Consider the following 23,062-nt stretch of genomic DNA (forward strand, 5'->3'; position numbering starts at 1 on the left):
CAATATACATAAAAAAGCTCCCATAACCTCAGCTATGAGAGCTTTTATATTAACCTATATTACTATTTTGTTAAAGCGCTAACATTGTCTAAGCGATGTAAGCATTTTTCTTTACCAAGTAATGTAACGATATTATTCAAATCTGGACCATGCATTTGACCTGTTAAAGCCACACGGATTGGCATGAATACGAATTTACCTTTCAAAGCAGTTTCTTTCATAACAGCTTTAATCGTTGCTTTTACAACGTCAGGTGTAATTTCATCAAGTTCTGCCAATGCATTACGGAATGCTCCTAGAACTGTTGGTGCTGTTTCTTCATTCAATACAGCACGCAATTCCTCTTCGTGACCTTCTTCAAGGAAAACTGTTTCACCCATGAACATGCCTACATGATCTTTAATTTGGGCACCATAGCTAATATGATCACGGAATGTAGAGCATAACAATGTCAACCAATCAATATCCGCTTGATTTAAGCTATCTGGAGCCAAACCAACCTCTTTCAAATGAGGTAAGCAAAGATGGAATAACTCTTCATCGCTCAAGTTTTTCATGTAATGGAAGTTGATATGGTTCAATTTATCAATGTCGAATACGGCAGGGTTCTTAGCTACGCGATCCATAGAGAAGGCTTGAATCAATTCATCTTGTGTAAAGAACTCTTCTTCCCCTTCTGGAGCCCAACCTAGAAGCGCTAAGAAGTTTACAAGTGCTTCTGGCAAGTAGCCTAATTGTTTGTATTGTTCAACAGAAGTAGCACCATGACGTTTGGACATTTTCTTGTAATCTTTACCAAGAATCAAGGAAATATGGCCAAACTTAGGTACTTCCCAACCTAAAGCTTCATAAATAGCCATTTGACGTGGTGTATTAGATAAATGTTCCTCTGCACGAATAACGTGAGTAATGCCCATCATATGATCGTCCATTACTACTGCAAAGTTATATACAGGAATACCATCGGATTTAACGATAACGAAGTCACCTACACCGTTGGACTCAAAAGATACATGGCCACGTACCATATCGTCGAAAGCATATGTTTTATTCAAAGGAACGCGTAAGCGAATTGTTGGTTTACGACCTTCTGCAATATATTTAGCCTTAGTTTCTTCGTCTAAGTGTTGGCAATGACCATTATATTTAGGTGTTTCGCCACGATCCATTTGTTCTTGACGAACAGCATCTAATTCTTCTGGTGTACAGTAGCACTCATAAGCTTTGCCTTCGTCTAATAAGCGTTGTGTTACTTCTTTATATAAATCGAGACGTTCTGTTTGACGGTAAGGGCCATTGTCGCCACCTACATCAATACCTTCATCCCAGTTCATGCCAAGCCATTGTAAGGAAGCTTTGATATTTTCTTCACTTTCACGTGTGGAACGAGCCAAATCTGTATCTTCAATACGCAATACAAATGTGCCTTTTTCCTTACGTGCTAATAGCCAGTTAAACAAAGCAGAACGAGCACCACCAATATGGAATGGACCCGTAGGGCTTGGAGCAAAACGAACTTTCATGGAACTCATGATTATACCTCTCCTTCATATACAGAAACGACAGCTTGTGCAGCAATGCCTTCGCGGCGCCCAATAGCACCCAGCATTTCGTTTGTTGTCGCTTTAATACTAATACGTTCTAATGGTATTTCTAAAACAGATTGTAAATTCGCCTTCATCATATCGATGTGCGGCTTTAATTTAGGTGTCTCCGAAATAACCATAATATCTATATTATAGGCTTGTAACCCACGTTCTTTCAATAAGGAATTAACCTTTTCTAGTAAAAGCATACTAGAAATCCCTTTATACTGGTCATCTTCAGGCGGGAAATAATATCCAATATCTCGTAAACCTGCAGCACCTAACATGGCATCCATCAATGCATGAATGAGAACATCCGCATCGGAATGACCATCAGGACCAAGTTCAGATTCGATATGAACACCGCCAAGAATACAAGGGCGACCTGCTTTTAATTGATGAATATCATAACCAAATCCAACGCGCATACGTGTATCCTCAATTCCTAAATATCGTTTAGCTACTGCAATATCATTCGGTGTTGTTACCTTTATATTACAATAGTCTCCTTCAACTATATGTACAGGCTTTCCTATATACTCTACTAAAGATACATCATCTGTGCCAAGATACTTTGTTTCATAAGCCGCTTGATGAGCCTCTACAAACAAGTCTTTTTGAAAGCCTTGTGGCGTTTGAATTTGATATAACTCACTACGATGTAATGTTTCCAAAACATTATGATCTGTATCAACCCGTTTAATGGTATCCGTAGCCGGAACACCTACAGTAGCTGCACCATGGATATTAGCCGCCTCAGCTACATCACTAAACAGCTTAGTAGAAGCTAAAGGTCGCGCCCCATCATGAACAAGAACTATATTAGTATCCTCTGATACAGCCTTGAGTCCACATGCTACAGAATCTTGACGCTCTTTTCCACCTAGCACTATATGAACTGGAACAGTCAAATCCAACTCTTGAATATGTTTTGTCATATATTCTTGTTCGCCTTCGGCTACAACAAGAATAATCTCTTTCAAACCTTCAATATTTGCCACATTTTGCAATGTACGCTGAATGATAGAGAATCGTCCTAAAGGGATAAATATCTTATTTTCTTTATACCCCATGCGGCGCCCCGCACCAGCGGCGAGAACAATACAACTAATTACCTTGTCCATTTTGTCCTCCATCTACACGAGCAAAGATCATGCGACCTGCACTAGTTTGTAATATGGATGTAACCATTACCTCTACAGTTTGCCCCACATAAGGTTTACCATCTTCAACAACAATCATGGTACCATCATCGAGATAAGCAACACCTTGGTGTACTTCCTTGCCTTCTTTCATAATTTGCACGCGAATCCATTCGCCTGCAATGAGGGCCGGTTTCAGTACATTGGCTAGTTCATTCAGATTAAGCACCTCAATGCCTTGCACTCGAGCCACCTTATTTAAGTTGAAGTCATTAGTCATCAACTTCCACTGCTTATCCAAAGCAAGACGCATTAATTTAGAATCTACTTCTGTAAGATCATCATAATCATCTTCTATCACTTCAATGGCTACCTTGTTAGCATCTTGCATCTCTTTCAAAATATCGAGGCCACGACGACCGCGATTTCTCTTTGTAGCATCAGCAGAGTCAGAAATAATTTGTAACTCATTCAATACAAAGAGGGGAACCATTAGAGGGCCTTCAATAAATCCTGTATTACATAGTTCCTTAATACGTCCATCAATAATAACAGATGTATCTAGTAGTTTTGGTGTGCTCGTAGTTTTATCAGATTTATGAGTAGAGAACATTTTAAAACGACTTGTTTTTTTAGTGCCATCTCCACTCCATTGTTGTACATAGTTATTGTACATTTCAGGGCCTTTACGAGCCATAATTTTAAGGCCACTATATCCAAAGATAGCACTCAATATAATAGGAATATATGGACCTATAATAGGTACTTGATTGAATGCAACACCAATTAAATTTGCAATAATAAGACCGAATAATAAACCGATGGTGCCTGCAATCAATTCTTGATTTGGAATATGAGTAAGAATGCGTTCTAAACGTTTAGCAATGACTAAGCCTTGCTTTAAAATAAATGAAGAAATTAAATACCCAATAATAACGCCTAATAGAGTACCAAAAATCAATACTGAAATACGTGCAATGGTTAATGACATATCCCCAAAGGACTCAAAGTGAGAAACCAAATATGGGTCGATAATAGGTGCTAAGCTATCCATTCCAACATAGGCCGCTGTGCCCACAAGAATAGCTATTACATAGCGCAATATCCGATAAATCATTACATCACCTCCTAATTAAGAAAATACCAACTTCATTGCCTCTTGAATAGATTTAACGCCTCTAATCTTGATAGAACTATCATTATCCTTGATTTGTTTGTAATTGCCTTCAGGGATAATAAACTTTTTAAAGCCTAATTTCTTAGCTTCATTGATACGCTGTTCAATACGTGGAATGCTACGAACATTACCAGTGAGCCCTACTTCACCTAAAATGACCATATCGGTAGGAACAATACGATTTTTTAAATTAGATACGATAGCAACGGCCATAGACAAGTCACAAGCCGGTTCATTTACCTTGAGACCACCAATAACGTTAACGTACACGTCCTTATTACCTAACGTAAAACCACAACGTTTTTCTAATACTGCCAAAAGTACTATTAAACGATTAAGGTCATAACCGATTGCAGTTCTTCTAGGCATACCAAAAGCAGTCGTAACAACAAGGCTTTGTACCTCTACAAGAATAGGCCGAACTCCTTCAAGATAAATCATAACTGCGCTGCCGCTTTCCTCATCAGATCGTTCTGCCAATAAGGAAGCTGATGGATTAGATAACTCTTGTAACCCTTCCTCAACCATGGCAAAGATACCTGTTTCAGATGTAGAGCCAAAACGATTCTTAATAGAGCGCAAAATACGGAATTGGTAAGACCGTTCACCTTCAAAGTAAAGTACTACATCCACCATATGTTCTAACATACGGGGCCCTGCAATATTACCTTCCTTAGTAACATGTCCAATAATTACCGTTGGGATATTTCGTTCTTTACAGAAGCGAAGGAGTCGAGATGTACATTCTCGCACTTGGCTTACACTACCTGGAGCAGCATCAATATCTCCAGTATACATGGTTTGAATGGAGTCAATAACTAGTAAGGATGGTATCATTGCATCAGCTTGCTCTAAGATATGATCTAAATCTGTATCGGCAATAACTTGTAGTCGTTCACTATTGATGTGAAGTCGTTCTGCCCGAAGTTTAAGCTGTAATTGAGACTCTTCTCCAGATGCATAGAGAACAGTACCTACCGTATCGGCTACCTTTTGAGATACTTGAAGAAGTAGTGTAGACTTGCCTATACCAGGATCACCACCTAAGAGCATAAGAGCCCCAGGAACAATCCCACCACCTAATACACGGTCAATTTCACCAAAGGTTGTAGATACACGAGCGATAGATGAAATTTCAATATCTGGTAAAGCTGTTGGTTTTGTTGTTTGATTTCCCACACCTCGTGAAGGCGTGCGGCTATGTTTAGTTTCTTTAATAATCTCTTCAACTAATGTATTCCATTCGCCACATTGTGGACAACGTCCCATCCACTTAGAAGACTCCGCTCCACAATTTTGACAGAAGAATACTGATTTTGCTTTTGCCATAATACCTCAAAACTGTTATAAAAGATAAAAAAGGTCATGAATGATAACCATTCATGACCTTTTATGCATAATTTTACTACATGGTTACTATCATTATTCTATAGTATACCATTTAAGCCATATAATTTATATGAAAGGTAGTCATTAACTATTTATTTTTGTATTTATATTAAATCGTTACAACAATATCGTTATCCTTTGCATCTACTTTAATAGTTTTTCCTCCTATCGCCTCTCCTTTCAAAATAAGATCGGATACAGGGTCCTCAATTAAACGTTGAATAGCACGTTTTAAAGGCCGAGCCCCCATAGTAAAATCAGAACCTTCTTTAACGAGTAACTTCATAGCCTCAGATGTAATTTCTAAATGTAAATCACGTTCTTCAAGACGCTTTATTACATCACTCATCAAAATAGTCACAATTTTTGTTAAGTCCTCTTCAGTTAATGGATGGAACACAATCATCTCATCAATACGATTTAAGAACTCTGGTCTGAAATGACGCTTTACAGCATCCATAACAGATTTCTTAGCCTCTTTAAAATCTATGGTTTTAGAATCATTAGTATGAGATTCTGCTTTTTTCGGTGCTAAGAAACCTAATTCTGTAGAGTTCTTATGTAATGCTTTAGCGCCTAAGTTACTAGTCATGATAATAACCGTATTTCTAAAGTCTACGGTTCGCCCTTGACTATCTGTAAGACGGCCATCATCTAGAACTTGTAATAGAATATTAAAGAAATCTGCATGCGCCTTTTCTACTTCGTCGAGTAAAATAACGCTATATGGTTTACGTCGAACTGCATCAGTCAATTGGCCTCCCTCTTCATAGCCTACATATCCTGGAGGTGCCCCAACTAAACGGGAAACAGTATGTTTTTCCATATATTCAGACATATCAAGTCGAATCATAGCAGATTCATCGCCGAACAAGGAGGATGCAAGCGCTCTTGCTAGCTCAGTTTTACCAACCCCTGTTGGTCCAAGGAACAAGAAGGAACCAATTGGACGTTTTGGATCCTTTAATCCAGCCCTTGCACGGCGCACAGCTTTTGCTACAGCTGTAACAGCATCATCTTGACCGATGACACGTTTATGTAATTCATCTTCTAAATGAAGCAAGGTTTCTGATTCTTCTTCTGCGATTTTAGCTACAGGAATACCAGTCCACTGAGCTACTACGGCAGCGATATCTTCCTCTGTAACTATTAGTTTTTGATCACTTTCTTCTTTAGCTACAGTTTTTTTATCATCAATTTCTTTAACTAGAGATTGCTCCTCGTCACGAAGTTTAGCAGCCTTCTCAAAATCTTGTGATGTAACAGCAGCTTCTTTTTCTTTCTTTACTGTATTGAGTCGGTCTTCTAAGGCCTTAACATCTGGTGCTGCAGAAAATACTTTCATGCGGACCTTAGATGCAGCCTCATCAACCACATCGATAGCCTTATCAGGCAAAAATCGATCTGTAATATATCTACTAGATAAGGTAACAGCTGCTTTTAATGCTTCATCAGTAATTTTCGCCTTATGAAAAGCCTCATAACGATCTCGTAAGCCTATCAAGATTTCAAGAGCATCTTCTTCGTTCGGCTCACCTACTTGAACTGGTTGAAAACGACGTTCTAAGGCAGCATCTTTTTCAATATGTTTTTTATATTCATCAAGGGTTGTAGCACCAATAACTTGGAATTCACCGCGTGCCAAAGCCGGTTTCAAGATGTTTGCTGCATCCATAGCACCTTCAGTAGCACCAGCTCCAACTAATGTATGAATTTCATCAATGAAGATAATCATATCCTCATGTTGTTGAACTTCATCAATCGCTTTTTTTAATCGTTCTTCAAATTCGCCACGGTATTTTGCACCAGCTAACATAGAGCTAATACTTAGAGAAATAATGCGTTTATTGCGCAAAATCTCTGGCACATTACCATTGACAATACGTTGAGCCAAACCTTCGGCAATGGCTGTTTTACCTACACCAGGTTCACCAATGAGCACTGGGTTATTTTTAGTTCTACGGCTAAGAATTTGAATAACTCGTTGAATTTCAGTATCGCGACCAATAACAGGATCAATTTTCCCTTGTTTCGCAGACTCATTTAAATCTGTAGCAAAATCGGTTAAGTCACCTAAATCGCAATTGTTATTCGCTCCTTCTTGTCTACCATCATCACCATTAGTACTAGAGCCAAGAATATGACGAATCGCTTCTACTATATCGTCGGTACGAATATTCATAGCCCGTAAAATTCCAACTGCAACACCACCGCCGTCGCTGAGTAAACCGAGTAGAATATGCTCAGTACCAACGTAATTATGATTCATGCGATTAGCTACTTGAACAGCTAACTCAAGTACATGCTTAACACGAGGAGTCATATATATAGATGTTGCTTTTTTATTACCGCGACCAACTTGTTCTTCTACAGCTTCAAAAATATCTTCTGTAACAATACCAAGCTCTTCTAAAGCCTTAGCAGCAACACCATTTTTAACCTTTGTAAGTCCGATGAGTACATGTTCAGTGCCTACATAGTCATGCCCTAGTTCTAGCGCTGCTTCTTGAGCAAAGGAAAGGACACGCTGTGCATCGTCTGTAAATCGTTGCATCATAATATCACCTCATCTATCTATGTAAATTGTAATTATTTCTCTTCAAATATATGTAAACAATGGTAGGACATACCATTGGAATAGCTATTAACTAAACAAACAAATTCTACAGTCAACTCGAATATATTATATTATATTGGCTTTAATCAGATCCGATTAAAGCCATCTATTATCAACACATAGTTATATGTGTAAATTTATTATATGTAATTGGTTTTCCAAATTTATATTAATGTGAAAGCTTTTGCCGGATTACCTTTGCCCGATAGCTATCACGCTCGATATCTGTTAGATCATCATTTCCTGCATATTTAGAAAGAAAATTAGGTCTAGTTATGGCGACTAACTCATTAAATGAATCCTTACCCCAAGAAGGTAAAATCTCTAAGTCAACGCCTAATTGGATATCGCTAAGATTTGTTAAGGCCTCTTTACCATTTACACGGCGTGCATTCTGTAGGACCCCATAGGAGCGCCACAATACATCTTCTAAGCCTTCTTTATCATTATGTAATAATGACTGACGAGATTTTCTCTCTTCTGCAATAATACCTTCTACAATCTTCGTCAATTGCTCGATGGTATCCTCTTCACTGACACCCATAGTACGTTGATTAGAAATTTGGTAAATATTTCCTAACGCTTCGGAGCCTTCCCCATATAATCCGCGTACAGAATAGCCTAATTGAATAATGCTACGAATAAGGCGTGTAATTCGTCCAGATATGGTCAATGCTGGCAAATGTAACATTACAGACACCCTCAAACCGGTGCCTACATTAGTAGGGCAAGCCGTTAAATAACCAAACCGTTCATCAAAAGCATAGGGATATTTTGCTTCAATTGCCTTATCTATTTTTTGAGCATGTTCATAAGCTTCCTGTAATCGTAATCCTGAAACCATAGATTGAATCCGCAAATGGTCTTCTTCATTCACCATAATTACAATAGATGCATCGTCAGATACTACTAAATTACGATATGGCAGTTTTTCCTCCAATGCAGGACTCATTAAATGTTTTTCCACTAATATAGCTCGCTCACGCTCGCTTAATTGCTCAAGATTAATATTGGAGTATTGATGTCCATCTACTTCTTTTAAAGGTTGAAGCAAACCTCTAGAGATGATATTTACCTTTTCTAAAGATGACTTATCATTACGATTTGTAAACAATATTCCATCAAAATTGCGTGCTAATCGGATTCGACTAGATATGACAATATGATCGGTTGCATCCGTATCGTGTTGTAGCCATGGGCTTAAAGGAGAGTCTAATATAGTATCTAACATAATAAGAACCTCCTACTCTTTATCGCCACCAATGATGGCTTCTAATTCTTTTATTTTATCTCTTAAAATGGCTGCATTCTCGAAGTTCTCTGCTTGAATAGCTGAGTCTAATTGGTGACGCAATCGCTTTAGTTCATACTTGGCTTTAAATACATTATGACCATGACTAGGAACAGTTCCTTCGTATTCAGAACTACCTTGTAATCGTTGTAATAACGGTTTTATTTCACTAGCAAAGGTTTCATAACATGTATCACAACCAAACTTGCCTACGCGATTAAACTCATCATAAGTAATACCACATTGAGGACACCGTTTAGATTGATGAGATTTTAATAAATTATCAGGATAGACCATATTTTTAAAGAAATCATTGGTAAAAAAGCTATCATCCCACATATCATTCATAAAGGAACTATAGGGAGATAATTTTCCCTCTTGTTGTAGTGCTGTAGCACAAGTATTGCACAGATGTTGTTCCGTTTTCTGATTATTTACAATATTTGTCATATGGATAGTAGCTTCATTTTTATGGCAATGATCACATATCACTGATCATCACTCCTTCCGTAGTGTATCCACCATTGTTGCGTATAGCTCACGAATTGCATTATTCCGATGTTCAATATCCGTATTTTTAATCAATGTAGCAAAAGAATTATGCATCAATTGAGCCTCACGACGAGTAATTTTTTCTGCTTGTAGTAATTGAAATAATGATTGGTCTACATCTTTTATATCAATTAAACGATCTACTGTATTTTGACCTTCATAAATACGATAGGTTGTTACAGCTGGTAGAGAATCAGAACTTTCTGGATTTAATTTTGTGATTCGAATATATCCACCTAATCCACGTCTTGATTCCACATCAAACCCACGCTCATTGGAAAATCGCGTACTTAAAACATAACTAATTTGCGAAGGTGCACAATCTAACTCATCAGCTAATTCGTTACGCTTTAAAATTAATTTCTCTTGTTCTTCACGCATACGATCCAATATAAACTTTTCTATTTTATCAGCTATCATACTCATAAAAAACACCTCTTTAACATTTTATTTAATATATATTTTGACTATTTGCTTTTTACATATATCTATTATATTTGACTTTTTGACTTTAGTCAATATAAAGGTCAAATTTCTATACTATACATTTGACCTTTTAATACATCCCCCTATAATTGGACTTAATCTTAAATTATAGGTATAATAAATGAGATATATTTTTATGAAAGAAGGTGTTGTTATGGCAGAAGCATTAGGACAAGAACTTTTAATTGATTTATATTCCTGCGATGAAGATGCAATCTCATCCGCTACAGCTGTACAAGAAAGTGTAGCAACCGCATTTGATTTAGCTGACCTTGATGTTGATGAAATCAGTTGTCAAGTTATGGACGAGGAGATCGCCCTCCTATCTGTTGCACCAGGCTTTCACTTTACATTGCACACGTATCCTGCTCTAGGCTATGTGGCTGTTGATTTGTATTCTTTTGAGCAATCCTTACCGCTCACATTAATTATGAAAGCGTTGCGTAAATCTTTCAGAGCAGAAAAGGTAAAAGCAACAAGTGTACAACGTGGCGACTTTGGTAACGAACGCGATATGAAGCCACGTCGTAAAACAAAGATTACTACACTTGGTCGTGTTTCTCGTACACGTATTCAACTCAAACAAACAGGCGGCAAATTGAAAAAACAAAGTGCTAAGGTTATCAAAACATTAGCTAAAAAAAGCGGCCTAAAAAAATAGTACAAAGGACTAACCTTATTGGTTAGTCCTTTTATTAGATAGATACAAAAAGGCTAGAGGAAATCCCTCTAGCCTTTTTAAGGTTAATATTTTATTTATAATAGCTTATCTACGAACCATCATTTCTTCAAGATCGAGAACATCAGCAATTTCATCAACATCATCACAGATGTACTCTGCATCGGCTTCTTTTAGTTCAGCTTCTGTACCATAACCATAAGTAACACCGATAGAAATACAACCAAGTTCATTAGCTGCCTCTACATCATACTTACGATCGCCCACCATAAAGGCCAAACGACGACCATTTTCATCAGTTAAAGGATTGCCACAAAGTTTAAGAGCTTTTTCAAGAATCTCTTTCTTATGCAATAAACCACTTTCATAATTAGCACCCACAATTACATCAAAGTAAGGTGTTAATTCAAAGTGATCTAAAATATCCTTAGCATAATGCTCCGGCTTTGCTGTAGCAACGGCAATAGTATATTGTTCTGTTTTGCATTTAGCCAACAAGTCTACAATATTTGGATACACTTGATTTTCAAATTTACCGATTGTACCATATCGTTCGCGGAATTTAAAGTACGTTTCTTCCGCTTGGTCAAAGGTCATGCCACAATGTTCTTGGAACGCATCTACCAATGGTGGTCCTAAAAATAATTGCAATGTTTCTTCATCAGGAACATCATAGCCAAAATGTTCCAATGCAAATTTAATACTTTTAAGAATACCTTCTTGAGAATCCGTTAAAGTTCCATCTAAATCAAATAATATCGTTTTCTTCATATTATTTCTTTAAAGCCTCTTTCAATGTATGCCATGCAAGAACTGCACATTTAACACGTGCTGGCATGTTAGAAATATTTTGTAATGCCATAGCATCTTCTAATTCTTCTAACTCATTTTCATCGGTAATCTCTTTTTTGATCATACCTAAGAAAATTTCTACCAAACGAAGAGCTTCCTCAACGGATTTGCCCTTGATGATATCAATCATCATAGATGCAGATGCTTGGCTGATAGCACAACCAGAGCCTGTATATGCAGCATCTTTAATAATGCCATCTTCCACATTGAGTTGCAATGTTAGGTCATCACCACAACTTGGGTTATGGCCATGCTCAGAATTTGTAAAATGAGCTAATTCATGTTTATTACGCTTATCTTGGTTATGTTCCAAAATAAGTTCCGTATATAATTGATCCATTTCCATTGATGGTAAATCTCCTAATCTTTAAAACCCATTACTGAACGAACTGTCTTTAATACTTCAAGGAAAGCATCTAAATCTTCCTTACGAGTATATAAGTACATACTTAAGCGAGTAGATGCAGACACATTGTAAAATGCACCTAGTGGTTGTGCACAATGGTGACCAGAACGAACGCAAATACCTTTAGAATCTAAAATTGTAGCTACGTCATGAGGATGTACATCATCTACAGTGAACGCAATTACGCCATGTTTCTCCTTAGGATTTTGAGAGCCAATTACATGAACATGTGGCAATGCAACAATCTTAGGAAGAATATATGCTACTAGTTCCTCTTCATAGGCTTCAATAGCATCCATGCCAAAAGATTCTAAATAATCAATTGCAGCATGTAAGGAAACAGCACCATCAGCATTTGGAGTACCAGCTTCGAATTTATATGGAAGCTCATTGAATGTAGCAGTTTGTTCTTTTACATATTCAATCATGTCCCCACCCAATAGGAATGGAGGCATAGCTTCTAATAGCTCACGTTTACCATAGAGTACACCAATACCTTGGGATGCACACATTTTATGGCCAGAGAATACGAAGAAATCGCAATCTAATGCTTGAACGTCGATTTTTTTATGAGGTGTAGATTGAGCACCATCTAGAACAACAATAGCGCCTACAGAGTGAGCCTTTTCAGTTAATTCTTTTACTGGGAATTCCATACCAAGCACGTTACTAACATGAGCAAAAGCGACGATTTTAGTATTTTCATCAATTTTATTGATTTCACCATCTTTTAAATGACCATGTTCATCAAGGTACATGTATTCTAAGGTTGCCCCGGTTTGTTCTGCCACATATTGCCATGTTACAAGATTAGCATGATGTTCAGCAACAGTAATGACAATCTTGTCACCTTTTTTCACATTATGAAGACCATAGCTATGGGCAATCAAGTTCATAGATTCCGTACTATTACGTGTAAACACGACTTCTTCACGTTCGCGAGCATTGATAAATTCAACTACGCGATCCCGTGCATTTTCATAGTCTTCAGATGCTTCGATAGCCAAAATATGAGAACCACGATGTGGATTACCATTACGTTGTGTCATATGTTCCACAACACGGTCAATTACGGACTGTGGAATTTGTGCAGTAGCACCGCTATCTAAATAGATAACGCGGTGCCCATTATGCTCTTTATGTAATATAGGAAAGTCTTTGTATGCTTCTGCAATTGGTCTCATAAAAACGCCTCTTTAAATTTTATTACGTACAGCTGCTAATGCTGCTTCTTCAATCGTTTCATCACCAATGCGATCAATAATAGGTCGAATCATAGATTCAACAATAATATGTTTTGCTTCTACTTCACTAAAGCCACGGCTCATGATGTAGAACAATTTATTATGATCAATTTGGCCTGCACTTGCTGCATGGTTACCAACTACATTATCTTCTTTACACAATAATAGTGGCAAAGAAATAGATTTTACAGTAGGGTCTAACAACAAGCAAGTATCTTCTTCCGCGCCTTCAGCTGCAGTTGCACCATGAAGGAAATCAAGAGTACCACGGAAGGATTTTTTAGAATTACCGCTAAGAGCACCTAAGGTATGAATATCACTGTAGGACTTTTTACCACCATGACTCATAACCATAGAAATATCAAATTTTTGCTCTTTATTACCAAGATAAGCAATGTCATGAATCATACGAGATTCTTGACCTACTAAATCGTGATAGTAATTCAAGATGTTTTCACTACCACCAATTTCAATATTGATGTATTCTACATCTGCTTTATCTTCTAATTTAGTGTATCGATGCTCGATATGTTGTACATGTTCAGGTAAAAGATTTACCTTTTTCACTACAACTTTACCAGCTTCTTTAACATCGTATTCGTTTAAATAGCTAACATTTGTCAATGTATCGCCAGAACCAGTTACATAGAATTGCACTTCTAATTCAGCACCTTCACCAACGATAAATTGGAAACGGTTCGCCACACGAGCATTAGCATCAATGCGGATACCTACTACCTCTTTTGCTTTAGCAGGTACATTGATAGCATAGCCTTCCGCTTTTTCCACTAATTCTAGAACAGCTTCTTTATTGGCACCTTCATAATTACCATCTAGTAATGCTGTACCAGTAGGTAATGGTGAAAGAATATTTTGATTCGCTTCTACAGCGATGGATTGTACCGCTGCATCTTCTCCAGCTAGAGAGCTTACAGTATGATTAACGCGTAACCATCTGAATGTCGGTCTAGGGAGTTCATTAAATAGTAATTCGCTCATAATTCCTCCTTAACCGATAGAGCCTTCTAATTCAAGATTGATTAGATTGTTCATTTCTACTGCATATTCAAGTGGCAATTCTTTAGAGATTGGCTCTACGAAACCACGAACAAGCATAGCACGAGCTTCTTCTTCACTGATACCACGAGTCATGAGGTAGAAAATTGCTTCATCGGAAATACGACCGATTTTTGCTTCATGACCTAAATCCACATTATCATTTTCTACGATAATTGCTGGGATTGTATCAGATTGAGACTCAGCATCAAGCATCAAGGATTCACAAGAAACTGTTGCTTTGGAATGTTCAGCTTTAGGACCAATTTTCAAAAGGCCACGGTAAATTGCAGCGCCACCGGATTTAGAGATGGATTTAGAGTTAACATTACTTGTTGTATATGGTGCATTATGTACCACTTTACAGCCTGTATCAAGGAATTGACCTTCACCAGCGAATGTTACACCTGTAAATTCAGCATGTGCACCTTCACCGTTAAGAATACTCATTGGATACAAGCAAGAAACTTTGGAACCAAAGGAACCAGATACCCATTCAATTGTACCGTTTTTACCTACTACACAACGTTTTGTATTAAGGTTGTACATGTTTTTGGACCAGTTTTCAATTGTAGAGTAACGCAATGTAGCATTGTCTTTAACAAACAATTCAACAGCGCCTGCATGAAGGTTAGATACGTCATACTTAGGAGCAGAACAACCTTCGATAAAGTGCAATTTAGCACCTTCTTCTACAATGATCATAGTATGTTCGAACTGACCAGCACCTGGTGCATTCAAGCGGAAATAAGATTGCAATGGAATTTCTACTTGTACGCCTGCTGGAACGTATACGAAGGAACCGCCAGACCAAACTGCACCATGAAGAGCAGCCCATTTATGGTCTGTAGGTGGAATCAATGTCATCCAGTATTTTTTTACGATTTCTTCATGCTCATGTAATGCTGTTTCAATATCAGTATAGATAACACCTTGTTTAACAAGATCTTCTTGAATACTGTGGTAAACAACTTCAGAGTCATATTGCGCACCAACACCAGCAAGAGATGTTTTTTCCGCTTCTGGAATACCTAAGCGGTCAAACGTGCTTTTAATTTCTTCTGGAACTTCGTCCCAGTTTTCTTTCATATCTACTTTAGGCTTAACATAAGTATGGATGTTAGCCATATCTAAGCCAGAAATATCAGGAATCCAGTTTGGAATACCCATACGATTGTAGATTTCTAAAGATTTCAAACGGAAGTCAAGCATCCATTCAGGTTCATTTTTATTAGACCAAATTTCACGGATAATATCTTCTGTTAAACCGGCATCAGAAATATAAGAATATTCAAAGTCATTCTTAATATCATAGACACCACGGTCCATATCCGCGACTTGGGTTTTCTTTCTTTCTTCCATTGTGCCTCCTATGCTAATGCTTTGTATGCGTCGTAACCTTTTTCTTCGATTTCACGTACAAGAGAAGCATCACCAGTTTTAACGATCTTACCGTTGATCAATACATGAACATAGTCAGGTTTTAATTTTTGCAAGATTTGGTTGTGGTGAGTGATGATCAATACCGCATTGTCTTCGTTGTGGAAACGTTGTACGCCTTCGGATACGATACGAACCGCGTCTACGTCAAGACCGGAGTCAGTTTCATCAAGAATAGCCAATTTAGGATTCAAAATGGACATTTGAAGAATTTCATTTTTCTTGCGTTCACCACCGGAGAAACCTTCATTTACATAACGTTGTGCATAGGACAAATCAAAGGATAATTCATCCATTTTTTCTTTCAATTCTTTTTTGAAGGATAAGGCACGTACATTTTCACCAGTAATTGTAGATTTCGCTGTACGAATGAAGTTTTCTACAGTGATACCAGGAATAGAAATTGGGTTTTGGAAGGACATGAAAATACCAGCTTTTGCACGATCGTTTACTGCATCTTCTGTAATATCTTTACCATCAAAAATAATGGAGCCGCTGTCTACAGTATATGTAGAGTTACCCATGATAGCATTAGCAAGTGTAGACTTACCTGCACCATTTGTGCCCATTACAACGTGAATTTCACCTTTATTAATTGTTAAGTTGATACCTTTCAAGATTTGTTTATCTTCAACGGATACCTTTAAATCTTTTATCTGAAGTAATTCAGCCAAAATATTCACTCCTTTTTATTATGTATCCTCAATATCGAGGCATACAATCGTTATATGTAAAACGTATATACTGACACATATAAAAAGGCGGTACGCACTAACGTGAATACCGCCGTAATTCTCGCCAACTTAGCAAGTATGTGCATAACAATCTACAATTATTATACATTCTTATCTAAATGATAGCAAGATATTCCTACTAAAATATACAGGAATTAAAAGAATATCATATATTACATATATTGATAGGCTTTTAATAATATTCATTCTCATCCTATTCGATTCTCAATATTAAATTATAGGTTGGAGAAATCGAGGGTGCCAAACAAATCATCATATGTTTCAGCACGACGAATTTGTGTAACAGAGCCATCTTTATGTAATAACAACTCAGCAGAACGCAATTTACCATTATAGTTAAAGCCCATAGAATGACCATGTGCACCAGCATCATGAATGATGATACGATCACCAATATCAATTTTTGGCAATTCACGTTGGATAGCGAACTTATCGTTATTTTCACATAAGGAGCCTGTTACATCATATACATGGTCCTTAGGCGCATTTTCTTTACCCATTACAGTAATATGGTGATAAGAACCATATAATGCTGGACGCATAAGATTTGCCATGCAAGAATCAAGACCAATGTAATGACGATAAATATCTTTTTTGTGAATCGCTGTAGAAACTAGGTAACCAAATGGACCTGTAACCATACGACCACATTCATAAGCTAATGCTACATCACCAAGACCATTAGCTACGAGAATTCTATTGTAAGCCTCTTCTACACCCTTGCTAAGCGCTTTGAAATCTACAGGTGTTTGTTCTGGTTTATAAGCAACACCTACGCCACCACCAAGATCGATAAACTCAACATTGATGCCAAGCTCATTTTTAATATCTACTGCAAGATTAAAGCAAAGCTCTGCAGTGCCAACTAAGCCATCGATATCAAGCTCATTAGATACGACCATTGTATGGATACCAAAGTGTTTTACACCTTTTGCTTGTAGTTGTTTATATGCTTCAAAAATTTGTTCACGAGTCATACCGTATTTAGCTTCTTCAGGAAGGCCAATAATTGTATTGCCCCCTTCTTTTAAGGAGCCTGGGTTATAACGAACGCAGAACGTATCAGGCAAAGAACCATGATTTTTTTCTAAATATTCAATATGAGTAATATCATCTAGGTTGATAATAGCACCCATTTCTAGTGCTTTTTTATATTCCACATATGGTGTGTCATTAGATGTGAACATAATATCATGACCTGTAATGCCCACTTTTTCGCATAGCATCAACTCTGCCAAGGAAGAGCAGTCTGCACCTACCCCAAGTTTTTGTAACACACGCATAATATATGGATTTGGAGTCGCTTTTACAGCAAAATATTGTTTAAACCCTTTATTCCAAGAAAATGCATCGATGAAAGATTTCATATTTTCAATGATACCTTCTTCATCGTAAATATGAAATGGTGTTGGATATTGGGCAATAATATTTTCTAATTGTTCAGCTGTAAACGGAACTGTTTTTGTATTCATAATAACCTCGCTACACAAATAAAAGACTCATCAATCGACGAGTCTATTATCCTAATTATTATTTAAATAAAGCTTTATCTAGGCTATAGCGACCTGCACCAGCAAAGAACAACATAAGAGCACCAAATCCCATTTGAGATGGATAGTCCCAACTAAAGAAACTACCACTAAGATTTAATATCGTTGCTATTACTAATGTACCTATGAGTAACAAAGATCCAATCCGTGTAAATAGACCAATTGCTATAAGTACGCCGCCTATCATTTCAGCATATGCTGCCATAGTACCTAATATTTCATAACCACCAGGTACACCTAATGGTGCCAACATAGCTCCAACTTTATAAAGGCCTTCAGCACCGCTCAAATACTTTAAATATCCATGATAAAATATGGAAATACCAAGTGCCAAACGATAAACTAAGAGGCCAAAATTAACATAATTAGGTTTACTTTTAAAAATAAAGCTCAACATAGTAATCCTTCTTTCAGGTTAAACAACATCGAAATAATTCGATAACCATATTATAAAGGTCAGTAACTACCGTGTCAAACTAGACTCAATATTAAATTCTATAGAATTATAACATATATTGTATACAAAATCAATTTTATCGATTTGATAATCCTCATATAGCTGATTTAGATAAATACAAAAATAATCCTAATGAAAAAGTGAACATATAGTTCCTAATTCATTAGGATTATTCTAAATCTTATAGATTATGCGCTAAGCAGTTGATTACATCATACCGCCCATGCCACCCATTGGAGGCATTGCAGGTACTGCAGCATTTTCTTCTACTTTATCAGCTACGATTGTTTCAGTAGTCAATACAAGAGATGCAATGGATGCAGCATTTTGAAGAGCAGAACGTGTAACTTTTGCAGGATCCACGATACCAGCTTTTACCATGTCGATGTATTCTTCAGTCAAAGCATTGAAACCAACGCCAGCTTCAGTATTTTTAACTTTTTCAACTACAACGGAACCTTCAAGACCAGCATTGTAAGCGATTTGACGAAGAGGTTCTTCTACTGCACGTTTAACAAGGTTAATACCAGTTTGAACATCACCAGTAGCTTCCAATGTGTTCAAAGCAGGGATGATGTCGATGAATGTAGTACCACCACCAGCTACGATACCTTCTTCAACAGCAGCGCGAGTTGCGTTCAATGCGTCTTCGATACGAAGTTTTTTATCTTTCATTTCAACTTCTGTAGCAGCACCTACTTCGATAACTGCAACACCACCGGACAATTTAGCAAGACGTTCTTGTAATTTTTCACGGTCGAATTCAGAAGTTGTTTCTTCCACTTGTGCACGGATTTGGCTAACGCGTTTAGCAATTACATCTTTATCGCCTACACCATCGATGATTGTAGTTTCATCTTTAGTAATGCGAACTTGACGAGCCGTACCAAGGTCAGTAAGTTCTACGGAATCAAGTTTACGACCCATATCTTCAGTAATTACAGTACCACCAGTCAAGATAGCGATATCTTCAAGCATAGCTTTACGACGGTCACCGAAGCCAGGAGCTTTAACTGCTACAGCTTTGAATGTACCACGTAAGCGGTTTACTACCAATGTAGCCAATGCTTCACCTTCTACATCTTCAGCAATGATAAGAAGTTCTTTACCTACTTTTACCACTTTTTCAAGTGTTGGTAACATATCAGCGATAGCACTGATTTTACGGTCAGTGATCAAGATGTATGGATTATCCATAACTGCTTCCATACGATCAGGATCAGTTACCATGTAAGGGGAAATGTAACCGCGGTCAAATTGCATACCTTCTACTACGTTTAATGCAGTTTGCAAGCCTTTGGATTCTTCAACAGTGATAACGCCGTCGTTACCAACTTTTTCCATAGCTTCAGCAATCAAGCCACCAATTTCTTCATCAGCTGCAGATACGCTAGCAACTTGTGCGATTTCAGCTTTACCAGAAACTTTAATGGAGCGTTTTTTAATTTCTTCTACCAAAGTTTTTACTGCTGTTTCAATACCTTTTTTCAAGATCATTGGGTTAGCACCAGCTGCTACGTTGCGCATACCTTCTTGAATCATAGCTTGTGCCAATACAGTTGCAGTAGTAGTACCGTCACCTGCTACGTCATTAGTTTTAGTAGCAACTTCTTTAACTAATTGAGCACCCATGTTTTCAAATGGATCTGGAAGTTCGATATCACGAGCAATTGTTACACCATCGTTTGTGATTGTTGGAGAACCGAATTTTTTATCCAATACAACATTACGGCCTTTTGGTCCTAATGTAACTTTTACAGCATTTGCCAATTGATCAACGCCACGACCTAAAGCGCGACGAGCTTCTTCATTAAACAAGATTTCTTTTGCCATATGTATTACCTCCTAGATAGTAACACTATCCAATGTATAGAAATATATGCCCTAAGGCAATATAAAATGTATCATTAATATGTATAGCCGTGAAAGCTATTAATCAGCTATTATAATACTGCCAAAATATCGCGTTCGCTAATGATCAAGTGAGTAGCGCCATCGATTTCTAATTCGCTACCAGCATATTTTGCGAACATAACAGTATCGCCAACTTTAACTTCTGGAGCTACACGTTGACCATTGTCATAAACTTTACCAGCACCTACAGCTACTACTACACCTTCTTGAGGTTTTTCTTTTGCTGTATCAGGAAGGAAAATACCACTTTTAGTTTTTTCTTCTTTTGCTTCTAAACGGATAAGAACGCGGTCAGCTAATGGTTTTAACATATGATGTCACTCCTTATTTACTAGTTATTATTTACAATTTATTAGCACTCTAAGTTACCGAGTGCTAATCACATGTATTATTATAACCGATGTCAAAATAAATGCAAGCAGAAATTTTGATTTTTTGACTTTTTAGTTTTTATTTGATATTAGACACAAAAAAACTAGTATAAGTTTTATCCTTATACTAGTCTTTTCATCTATTTAGAAACTTGATTTATTAATGCTTTACAGATATTAACAATACTATCTCGTTTCTTCATACTTAGGGCACGAATGCGATTATACGCTTCCTCTTCAGATATAGAGTATAAATCCATCAATATACCGGTCCCCTTTTGAATGATTTTACGATCTTCTAATGACTGTTCTAATTCAGCCATTTTTTCGCGAAGCTGCGCATCACTATGATAACGGCCTAAGGCCATTTCTAAGGTGGGAACCAATTGCTCTTCACGTACAGGTTTTATTAAATAGCCATAAACGCCAGATTCTCTAGCCTTATTAATTAAATCCTGTTGACTATAACTTGTTAATAGTACGACTGGTGCTTCATGGTGAAAGCCAATTTGACGTGCTGCTTCGATGCCATCTAATTCCGGCATTTTTACATCCATAAGAACAATATCAGGCTTATATTCTTTACAAAGTTTAATGGCTTCTACCCCATTAGTGCCTTCTGCTACAACTTCATGACCACAGGATTCAATAATATCGCGTAGATCCATACGTATAAGGGATTCATCATCCACTATTAAAACGCGCATTTACTTCTCCTTCTTCATATGTATTGTTACGAGTACACCAACATCTGTATTTTCTACAGATAATTTACCTTTTAACTCATGGGTAACCAAATTATTAATGATAGTTAGTCCTAAGCGCTTATTGGAGTTAATAGAAAACTCTGGAGGTAACCCTTTCCCCGTATCAGAAAAAGCTAATACAATATATTCATCTAACTCTGTAACAGCTAAACGAATCTCTCCATTTTTACCATCTAAGCCATGTTCAAGGCTATTGGTAATTAGCTCATTAATTATGAGGGATACATAACTTGCCATATGAGAGGAAATCAACATATCCTCTCCACTATAAGTAAAGGTAACATCTTGGTCTTGTTGAACCATACTCATACGCAATAAGCGACATAGCTCGTCATAAATTGATCGGATACCTATATAATCCTCGTCATAATGGGATACAATATCGTGAACTAATGCCATACTTTCAATACGATTTATTCCCTCTTGCAAGGCTTGTTTAACCTCAGGTAAGCTAGAACGTCTAGCCTCCATACGCAACAATCCAGCTACCGTTTGTAAATTGTTTTTTACACGATGGTGAACCTCTTTAATAATCGAGTTCTTTACCAGCAATTCTTGTTGCTGCTTACTTTCACGGGTACAATCGTGAAGCACGAGGAAACAACGTGTTTCATTACGGCCCATAGCAATAGGAATCATATGTTGACGAATGACCATATCTTGATAGATTTCTTCACTAGTGTATATCGTTCTATCATCTAACACTTGTTGGATGGCTGAAACTTTTAAGGTACTGCTATAAATCGACGAGCCCACAAGTCGTCGGTCAAATCCTAGCAAATCTACTAATTGTACAGCCGCCTCATTACCATACAGAATTCTATGAGAATCATCAAAAATAATTAAACCGTCAAAATATGAGATTGGTTCATACGATTGTATTTGCTCATCCGTAGCAGTCAGCATGAGCCGTTGCATCGTATCTGACAAGGTATATTCTTGCTCATATTGCTCTATCTTAATAGACGGAGACACGGTAAAAGCTATGCCCCCAATAATACGACCACCATTATCTACAACAGGAAAAACATGTTGTCGTTGATCATGTTCTACCCCAATAAGCGGTTGTCCATTTTCCATCATAGAATGCCATGTATTATTCCCTTTTAACTGTCGAGTAATAACACCTTGGTCACTTCGTTCAATACACAGCATATCGGCACGATGATGCATAGTACCTTGTGAGGACTCTAGAAGGGGTGTAAAAATCTGTATTCTTTGACGGGTCAATGACTCGCCAAAGGATATAAGTTTACTAATATGCTCTAATAATGAGGTTTGTAATGGACCTAATGGTGTTGTATTTAAAATATCTTGACCGATATCCACGA

At 37.3% G+C, this 23,062-nt stretch carries 21 protein-coding genes; 1 reads left to right on the plus strand and 20 read right to left on the minus strand.

Going from position 1 to position 23,062, the window contains the following annotated elements; all coding sequences use genetic code 11:
• Positions 1-62 precede the first annotated feature (62 nt).
• From gltX to ACDF53_RS08730, 8 genes are all read right to left on the minus strand, one after another.
• Positions 63-1,532, minus strand: coding sequence for a glutamate--tRNA ligase (gene gltX / locus ACDF53_RS08695; protein WP_295216793.1), 1,470 nt, complete (start codon positions 1,530-1,532; stop codon positions 63-65).
• A 2-nt stretch (positions 1,533-1,534) separates the two neighbouring features.
• Positions 1,535-2,710, minus strand: coding sequence for a 2-C-methyl-D-erythritol 4-phosphate cytidylyltransferase (gene ispD / locus ACDF53_RS08700; protein ID WP_370816051.1), 1,176 nt, complete (start codon positions 2,708-2,710; stop codon positions 1,535-1,537).
• Positions 2,694-3,845, minus strand: a complete 1,152-nt coding sequence (locus tag ACDF53_RS08705) for a PIN/TRAM domain-containing protein (protein WP_298697337.1) — start codon at positions 3,843-3,845, stop codon at positions 2,694-2,696. Before ACDF53_RS08705 ends, ispD begins: the two co-directional genes overlap by 17 nt.
• A 15-nt stretch (positions 3,846-3,860) precedes the next feature.
• Positions 3,861-5,234: a DNA repair protein RadA gene (gene radA, locus ACDF53_RS08710; RefSeq protein WP_370816052.1), complete on the minus strand. Its 1,374-nt coding sequence runs from the start codon at positions 5,232-5,234 to the stop codon at positions 3,861-3,863.
• A 169-nt stretch (positions 5,235-5,403) separates the two neighbouring features.
• On the minus strand, positions 5,404-7,851 hold the full coding sequence (locus ACDF53_RS08715; RefSeq protein ID WP_370816054.1) for an ATP-dependent Clp protease ATP-binding subunit: 2,448 nt from the start codon (positions 7,849-7,851) through the stop codon (positions 5,404-5,406).
• A 229-nt stretch (positions 7,852-8,080) separates the two neighbouring features.
• On the minus strand, positions 8,081-9,142 hold the full coding sequence (locus ACDF53_RS08720; protein WP_370816056.1) for a protein arginine kinase: 1,062 nt from the start codon (positions 9,140-9,142) through the stop codon (positions 8,081-8,083).
• Between the two features lie 12 nt (positions 9,143-9,154).
• Positions 9,155-9,652, minus strand: coding sequence for a UvrB/UvrC motif-containing protein (locus ACDF53_RS08725; protein ID WP_370816057.1), 498 nt, complete (start codon positions 9,650-9,652; stop codon positions 9,155-9,157).
• 48 nt (positions 9,653-9,700) lie between these two features.
• On the minus strand, positions 9,701-10,180 hold the full coding sequence (locus tag ACDF53_RS08730) for a CtsR family transcriptional regulator (protein ID WP_105093853.1): 480 nt from the start codon (positions 10,178-10,180) through the stop codon (positions 9,701-9,703).
• A 214-nt stretch (positions 10,181-10,394) separates the two neighbouring features.
• Between ACDF53_RS08730 and ACDF53_RS08735 the strand changes: the two genes are divergently transcribed.
• Complete coding sequence (locus ACDF53_RS08735) at positions 10,395-10,901, plus strand: S-adenosylmethionine decarboxylase family protein (protein ID WP_005386379.1); 507 nt, start codon at positions 10,395-10,397, stop codon at positions 10,899-10,901.
• A gap of 105 nt (positions 10,902-11,006) precedes the next feature.
• Here ACDF53_RS08735 and ACDF53_RS08740 read toward each other — a convergent pair whose 3' ends face one another.
• The 12 genes from ACDF53_RS08740 to ACDF53_RS08795 form a co-directional block, all read right to left on the minus strand.
• Complete coding sequence (locus ACDF53_RS08740; RefSeq protein ID WP_119208029.1) at positions 11,007-11,690, minus strand: HAD hydrolase-like protein; 684 nt, start codon at positions 11,688-11,690, stop codon at positions 11,007-11,009.
• Position 11,691: 1 nt separating this feature from the next.
• Positions 11,692-12,117: a Fe-S cluster assembly sulfur transfer protein SufU gene (gene sufU, locus ACDF53_RS08745; protein WP_024066921.1), complete on the minus strand. Its 426-nt coding sequence runs from the start codon at positions 12,115-12,117 to the stop codon at positions 11,692-11,694.
• A 14-nt stretch (positions 12,118-12,131) separates the two neighbouring features.
• The gene (locus ACDF53_RS08750) at positions 12,132-13,361 is read right to left on the minus strand and encodes a SufS family cysteine desulfurase (RefSeq protein WP_295781761.1); all 1,230 of its coding nucleotides are present in this window, start codon (positions 13,359-13,361) and stop codon (positions 12,132-12,134) included.
• A gap of 12 nt (positions 13,362-13,373) precedes the next feature.
• Complete coding sequence (locus tag ACDF53_RS08755; RefSeq protein WP_295825601.1) at positions 13,374-14,420, minus strand: SufD family Fe-S cluster assembly protein; 1,047 nt, start codon at positions 14,418-14,420, stop codon at positions 13,374-13,376.
• 9 nt (positions 14,421-14,429) lie between these two features.
• Positions 14,430-15,839, minus strand: coding sequence for a Fe-S cluster assembly protein SufB (gene sufB / locus ACDF53_RS08760; protein ID WP_105089273.1), 1,410 nt, complete (start codon positions 15,837-15,839; stop codon positions 14,430-14,432).
• An 8-nt stretch (positions 15,840-15,847) separates the two neighbouring features.
• Positions 15,848-16,591, minus strand: a complete 744-nt coding sequence (sufC, locus tag ACDF53_RS08765) for a Fe-S cluster assembly ATPase SufC (RefSeq protein ID WP_039969146.1) — start codon at positions 16,589-16,591, stop codon at positions 15,848-15,850.
• Between the two features lie 296 nt (positions 16,592-16,887).
• On the minus strand, positions 16,888-18,144 hold the full coding sequence (locus ACDF53_RS08770) for a diaminopimelate decarboxylase (RefSeq protein WP_005386368.1): 1,257 nt from the start codon (positions 18,142-18,144) through the stop codon (positions 16,888-16,890).
• A 58-nt stretch (positions 18,145-18,202) separates the two neighbouring features.
• Entirely contained in the window at positions 18,203-18,619 is a 417-nt protein-coding gene (locus tag ACDF53_RS08775; protein WP_370816059.1) for a DoxX family protein, read from the minus strand.
• A gap of 267 nt (positions 18,620-18,886) precedes the next feature.
• Positions 18,887-20,512 carry a chaperonin GroEL gene (gene groL, locus ACDF53_RS08780; protein WP_105089275.1) on the minus strand — a complete coding sequence of 542 codons (1,626 nt, stop codon included), beginning with the start codon at positions 20,510-20,512 and terminating at the stop codon, positions 18,887-18,889.
• Between the two features lie 110 nt (positions 20,513-20,622).
• Positions 20,623-20,904, minus strand: coding sequence for a co-chaperone GroES (gene groES, locus ACDF53_RS08785; RefSeq protein ID WP_004696047.1), 282 nt, complete (start codon positions 20,902-20,904; stop codon positions 20,623-20,625).
• Between the two features lie 200 nt (positions 20,905-21,104).
• Entirely contained in the window at positions 21,105-21,671 is a 567-nt protein-coding gene (locus ACDF53_RS08790) for an ANTAR domain-containing response regulator (RefSeq protein ID WP_370816060.1), read from the minus strand.
• Positions 21,672-23,060 (minus strand): sensor histidine kinase, encoded by a 1,389-nt coding sequence (locus ACDF53_RS08795; RefSeq protein ID WP_370816062.1) that lies wholly within the window; start codon positions 23,058-23,060, stop codon positions 21,672-21,674.
• Positions 23,061-23,062 lie beyond the last annotated feature (2 nt).

The organism is Veillonella sp. (genome assembly GCF_041333735.1).
Classification (GTDB): Bacteria; Bacillota; Negativicutes; order Veillonellales; family Veillonellaceae; genus Veillonella.

Excerpts from the sequence above, each read along its gene's own strand:
- gltX (WP_295216793.1), bottom strand. The coding sequence starts at position 1,532 with ATGAGTTCCATGAAAGTTCGTTTTGCTCCAAGCCCTACGGGTCCATTC.
- ispD (WP_370816051.1), bottom strand. The coding sequence starts at position 2,710 with ATGGACAAGGTAATTAGTTGTATTGTTCTCGCCGCTGGTGCGGGGCGC.
- ACDF53_RS08705 (WP_298697337.1), bottom strand. The coding sequence starts at position 3,845 with ATGATTTATCGGATATTGCGCTATGTAATAGCTATTCTTGTGGGCACA.
- radA (WP_370816052.1), bottom strand. The coding sequence starts at position 5,234 with ATGGCAAAAGCAAAATCAGTATTCTTCTGTCAAAATTGTGGAGCGGAG.
- ACDF53_RS08715 (WP_370816054.1), bottom strand. The coding sequence starts at position 7,851 with ATGATGCAACGATTTACAGACGATGCACAGCGTGTCCTTTCCTTTGCT.
- ACDF53_RS08720 (WP_370816056.1), bottom strand. The coding sequence starts at position 9,142 with ATGTTAGATACTATATTAGACTCTCCTTTAAGCCCATGGCTACAACAC.
- ACDF53_RS08725 (WP_370816057.1), bottom strand. The coding sequence starts at position 9,652 with ATGACAAATATTGTAAATAATCAGAAAACGGAACAACATCTGTGCAAT.
- ACDF53_RS08730 (WP_105093853.1), bottom strand. The coding sequence starts at position 10,180 with ATGAGTATGATAGCTGATAAAATAGAAAAGTTTATATTGGATCGTATG.
- ACDF53_RS08735 (WP_005386379.1), top strand. The coding sequence starts at position 10,395 with ATGGCAGAAGCATTAGGACAAGAACTTTTAATTGATTTATATTCCTGC.
- ACDF53_RS08740 (WP_119208029.1), bottom strand. The coding sequence starts at position 11,690 with ATGAAGAAAACGATATTATTTGATTTAGATGGAACTTTAACGGATTCT.
- sufU (WP_024066921.1), bottom strand. The coding sequence starts at position 12,117 with ATGGAAATGGATCAATTATATACGGAACTTATTTTGGAACATAACCAA.
- ACDF53_RS08750 (WP_295781761.1), bottom strand. The coding sequence starts at position 13,361 with ATGAGACCAATTGCAGAAGCATACAAAGACTTTCCTATATTACATAAA.
- ACDF53_RS08755 (WP_295825601.1), bottom strand. The coding sequence starts at position 14,420 with ATGAGCGAATTACTATTTAATGAACTCCCTAGACCGACATTCAGATGG.
- sufB (WP_105089273.1), bottom strand. The coding sequence starts at position 15,839 with ATGGAAGAAAGAAAGAAAACCCAAGTCGCGGATATGGACCGTGGTGTC.
- ACDF53_RS08770 (WP_005386368.1), bottom strand. The coding sequence starts at position 18,144 with ATGAATACAAAAACAGTTCCGTTTACAGCTGAACAATTAGAAAATATT.
- ACDF53_RS08775 (WP_370816059.1), bottom strand. The coding sequence starts at position 18,619 with ATGTTGAGCTTTATTTTTAAAAGTAAACCTAATTATGTTAATTTTGGC.
- groL (WP_105089275.1), bottom strand. The coding sequence starts at position 20,512 with ATGGCAAAAGAAATCTTGTTTAATGAAGAAGCTCGTCGCGCTTTAGGT.
- groES (WP_004696047.1), bottom strand. The coding sequence starts at position 20,904 with ATGTTAAAACCATTAGCTGACCGCGTTCTTATCCGTTTAGAAGCAAAA.
- ACDF53_RS08790 (WP_370816060.1), bottom strand. The coding sequence starts at position 21,671 with ATGCGCGTTTTAATAGTGGATGATGAATCCCTTATACGTATGGATCTA.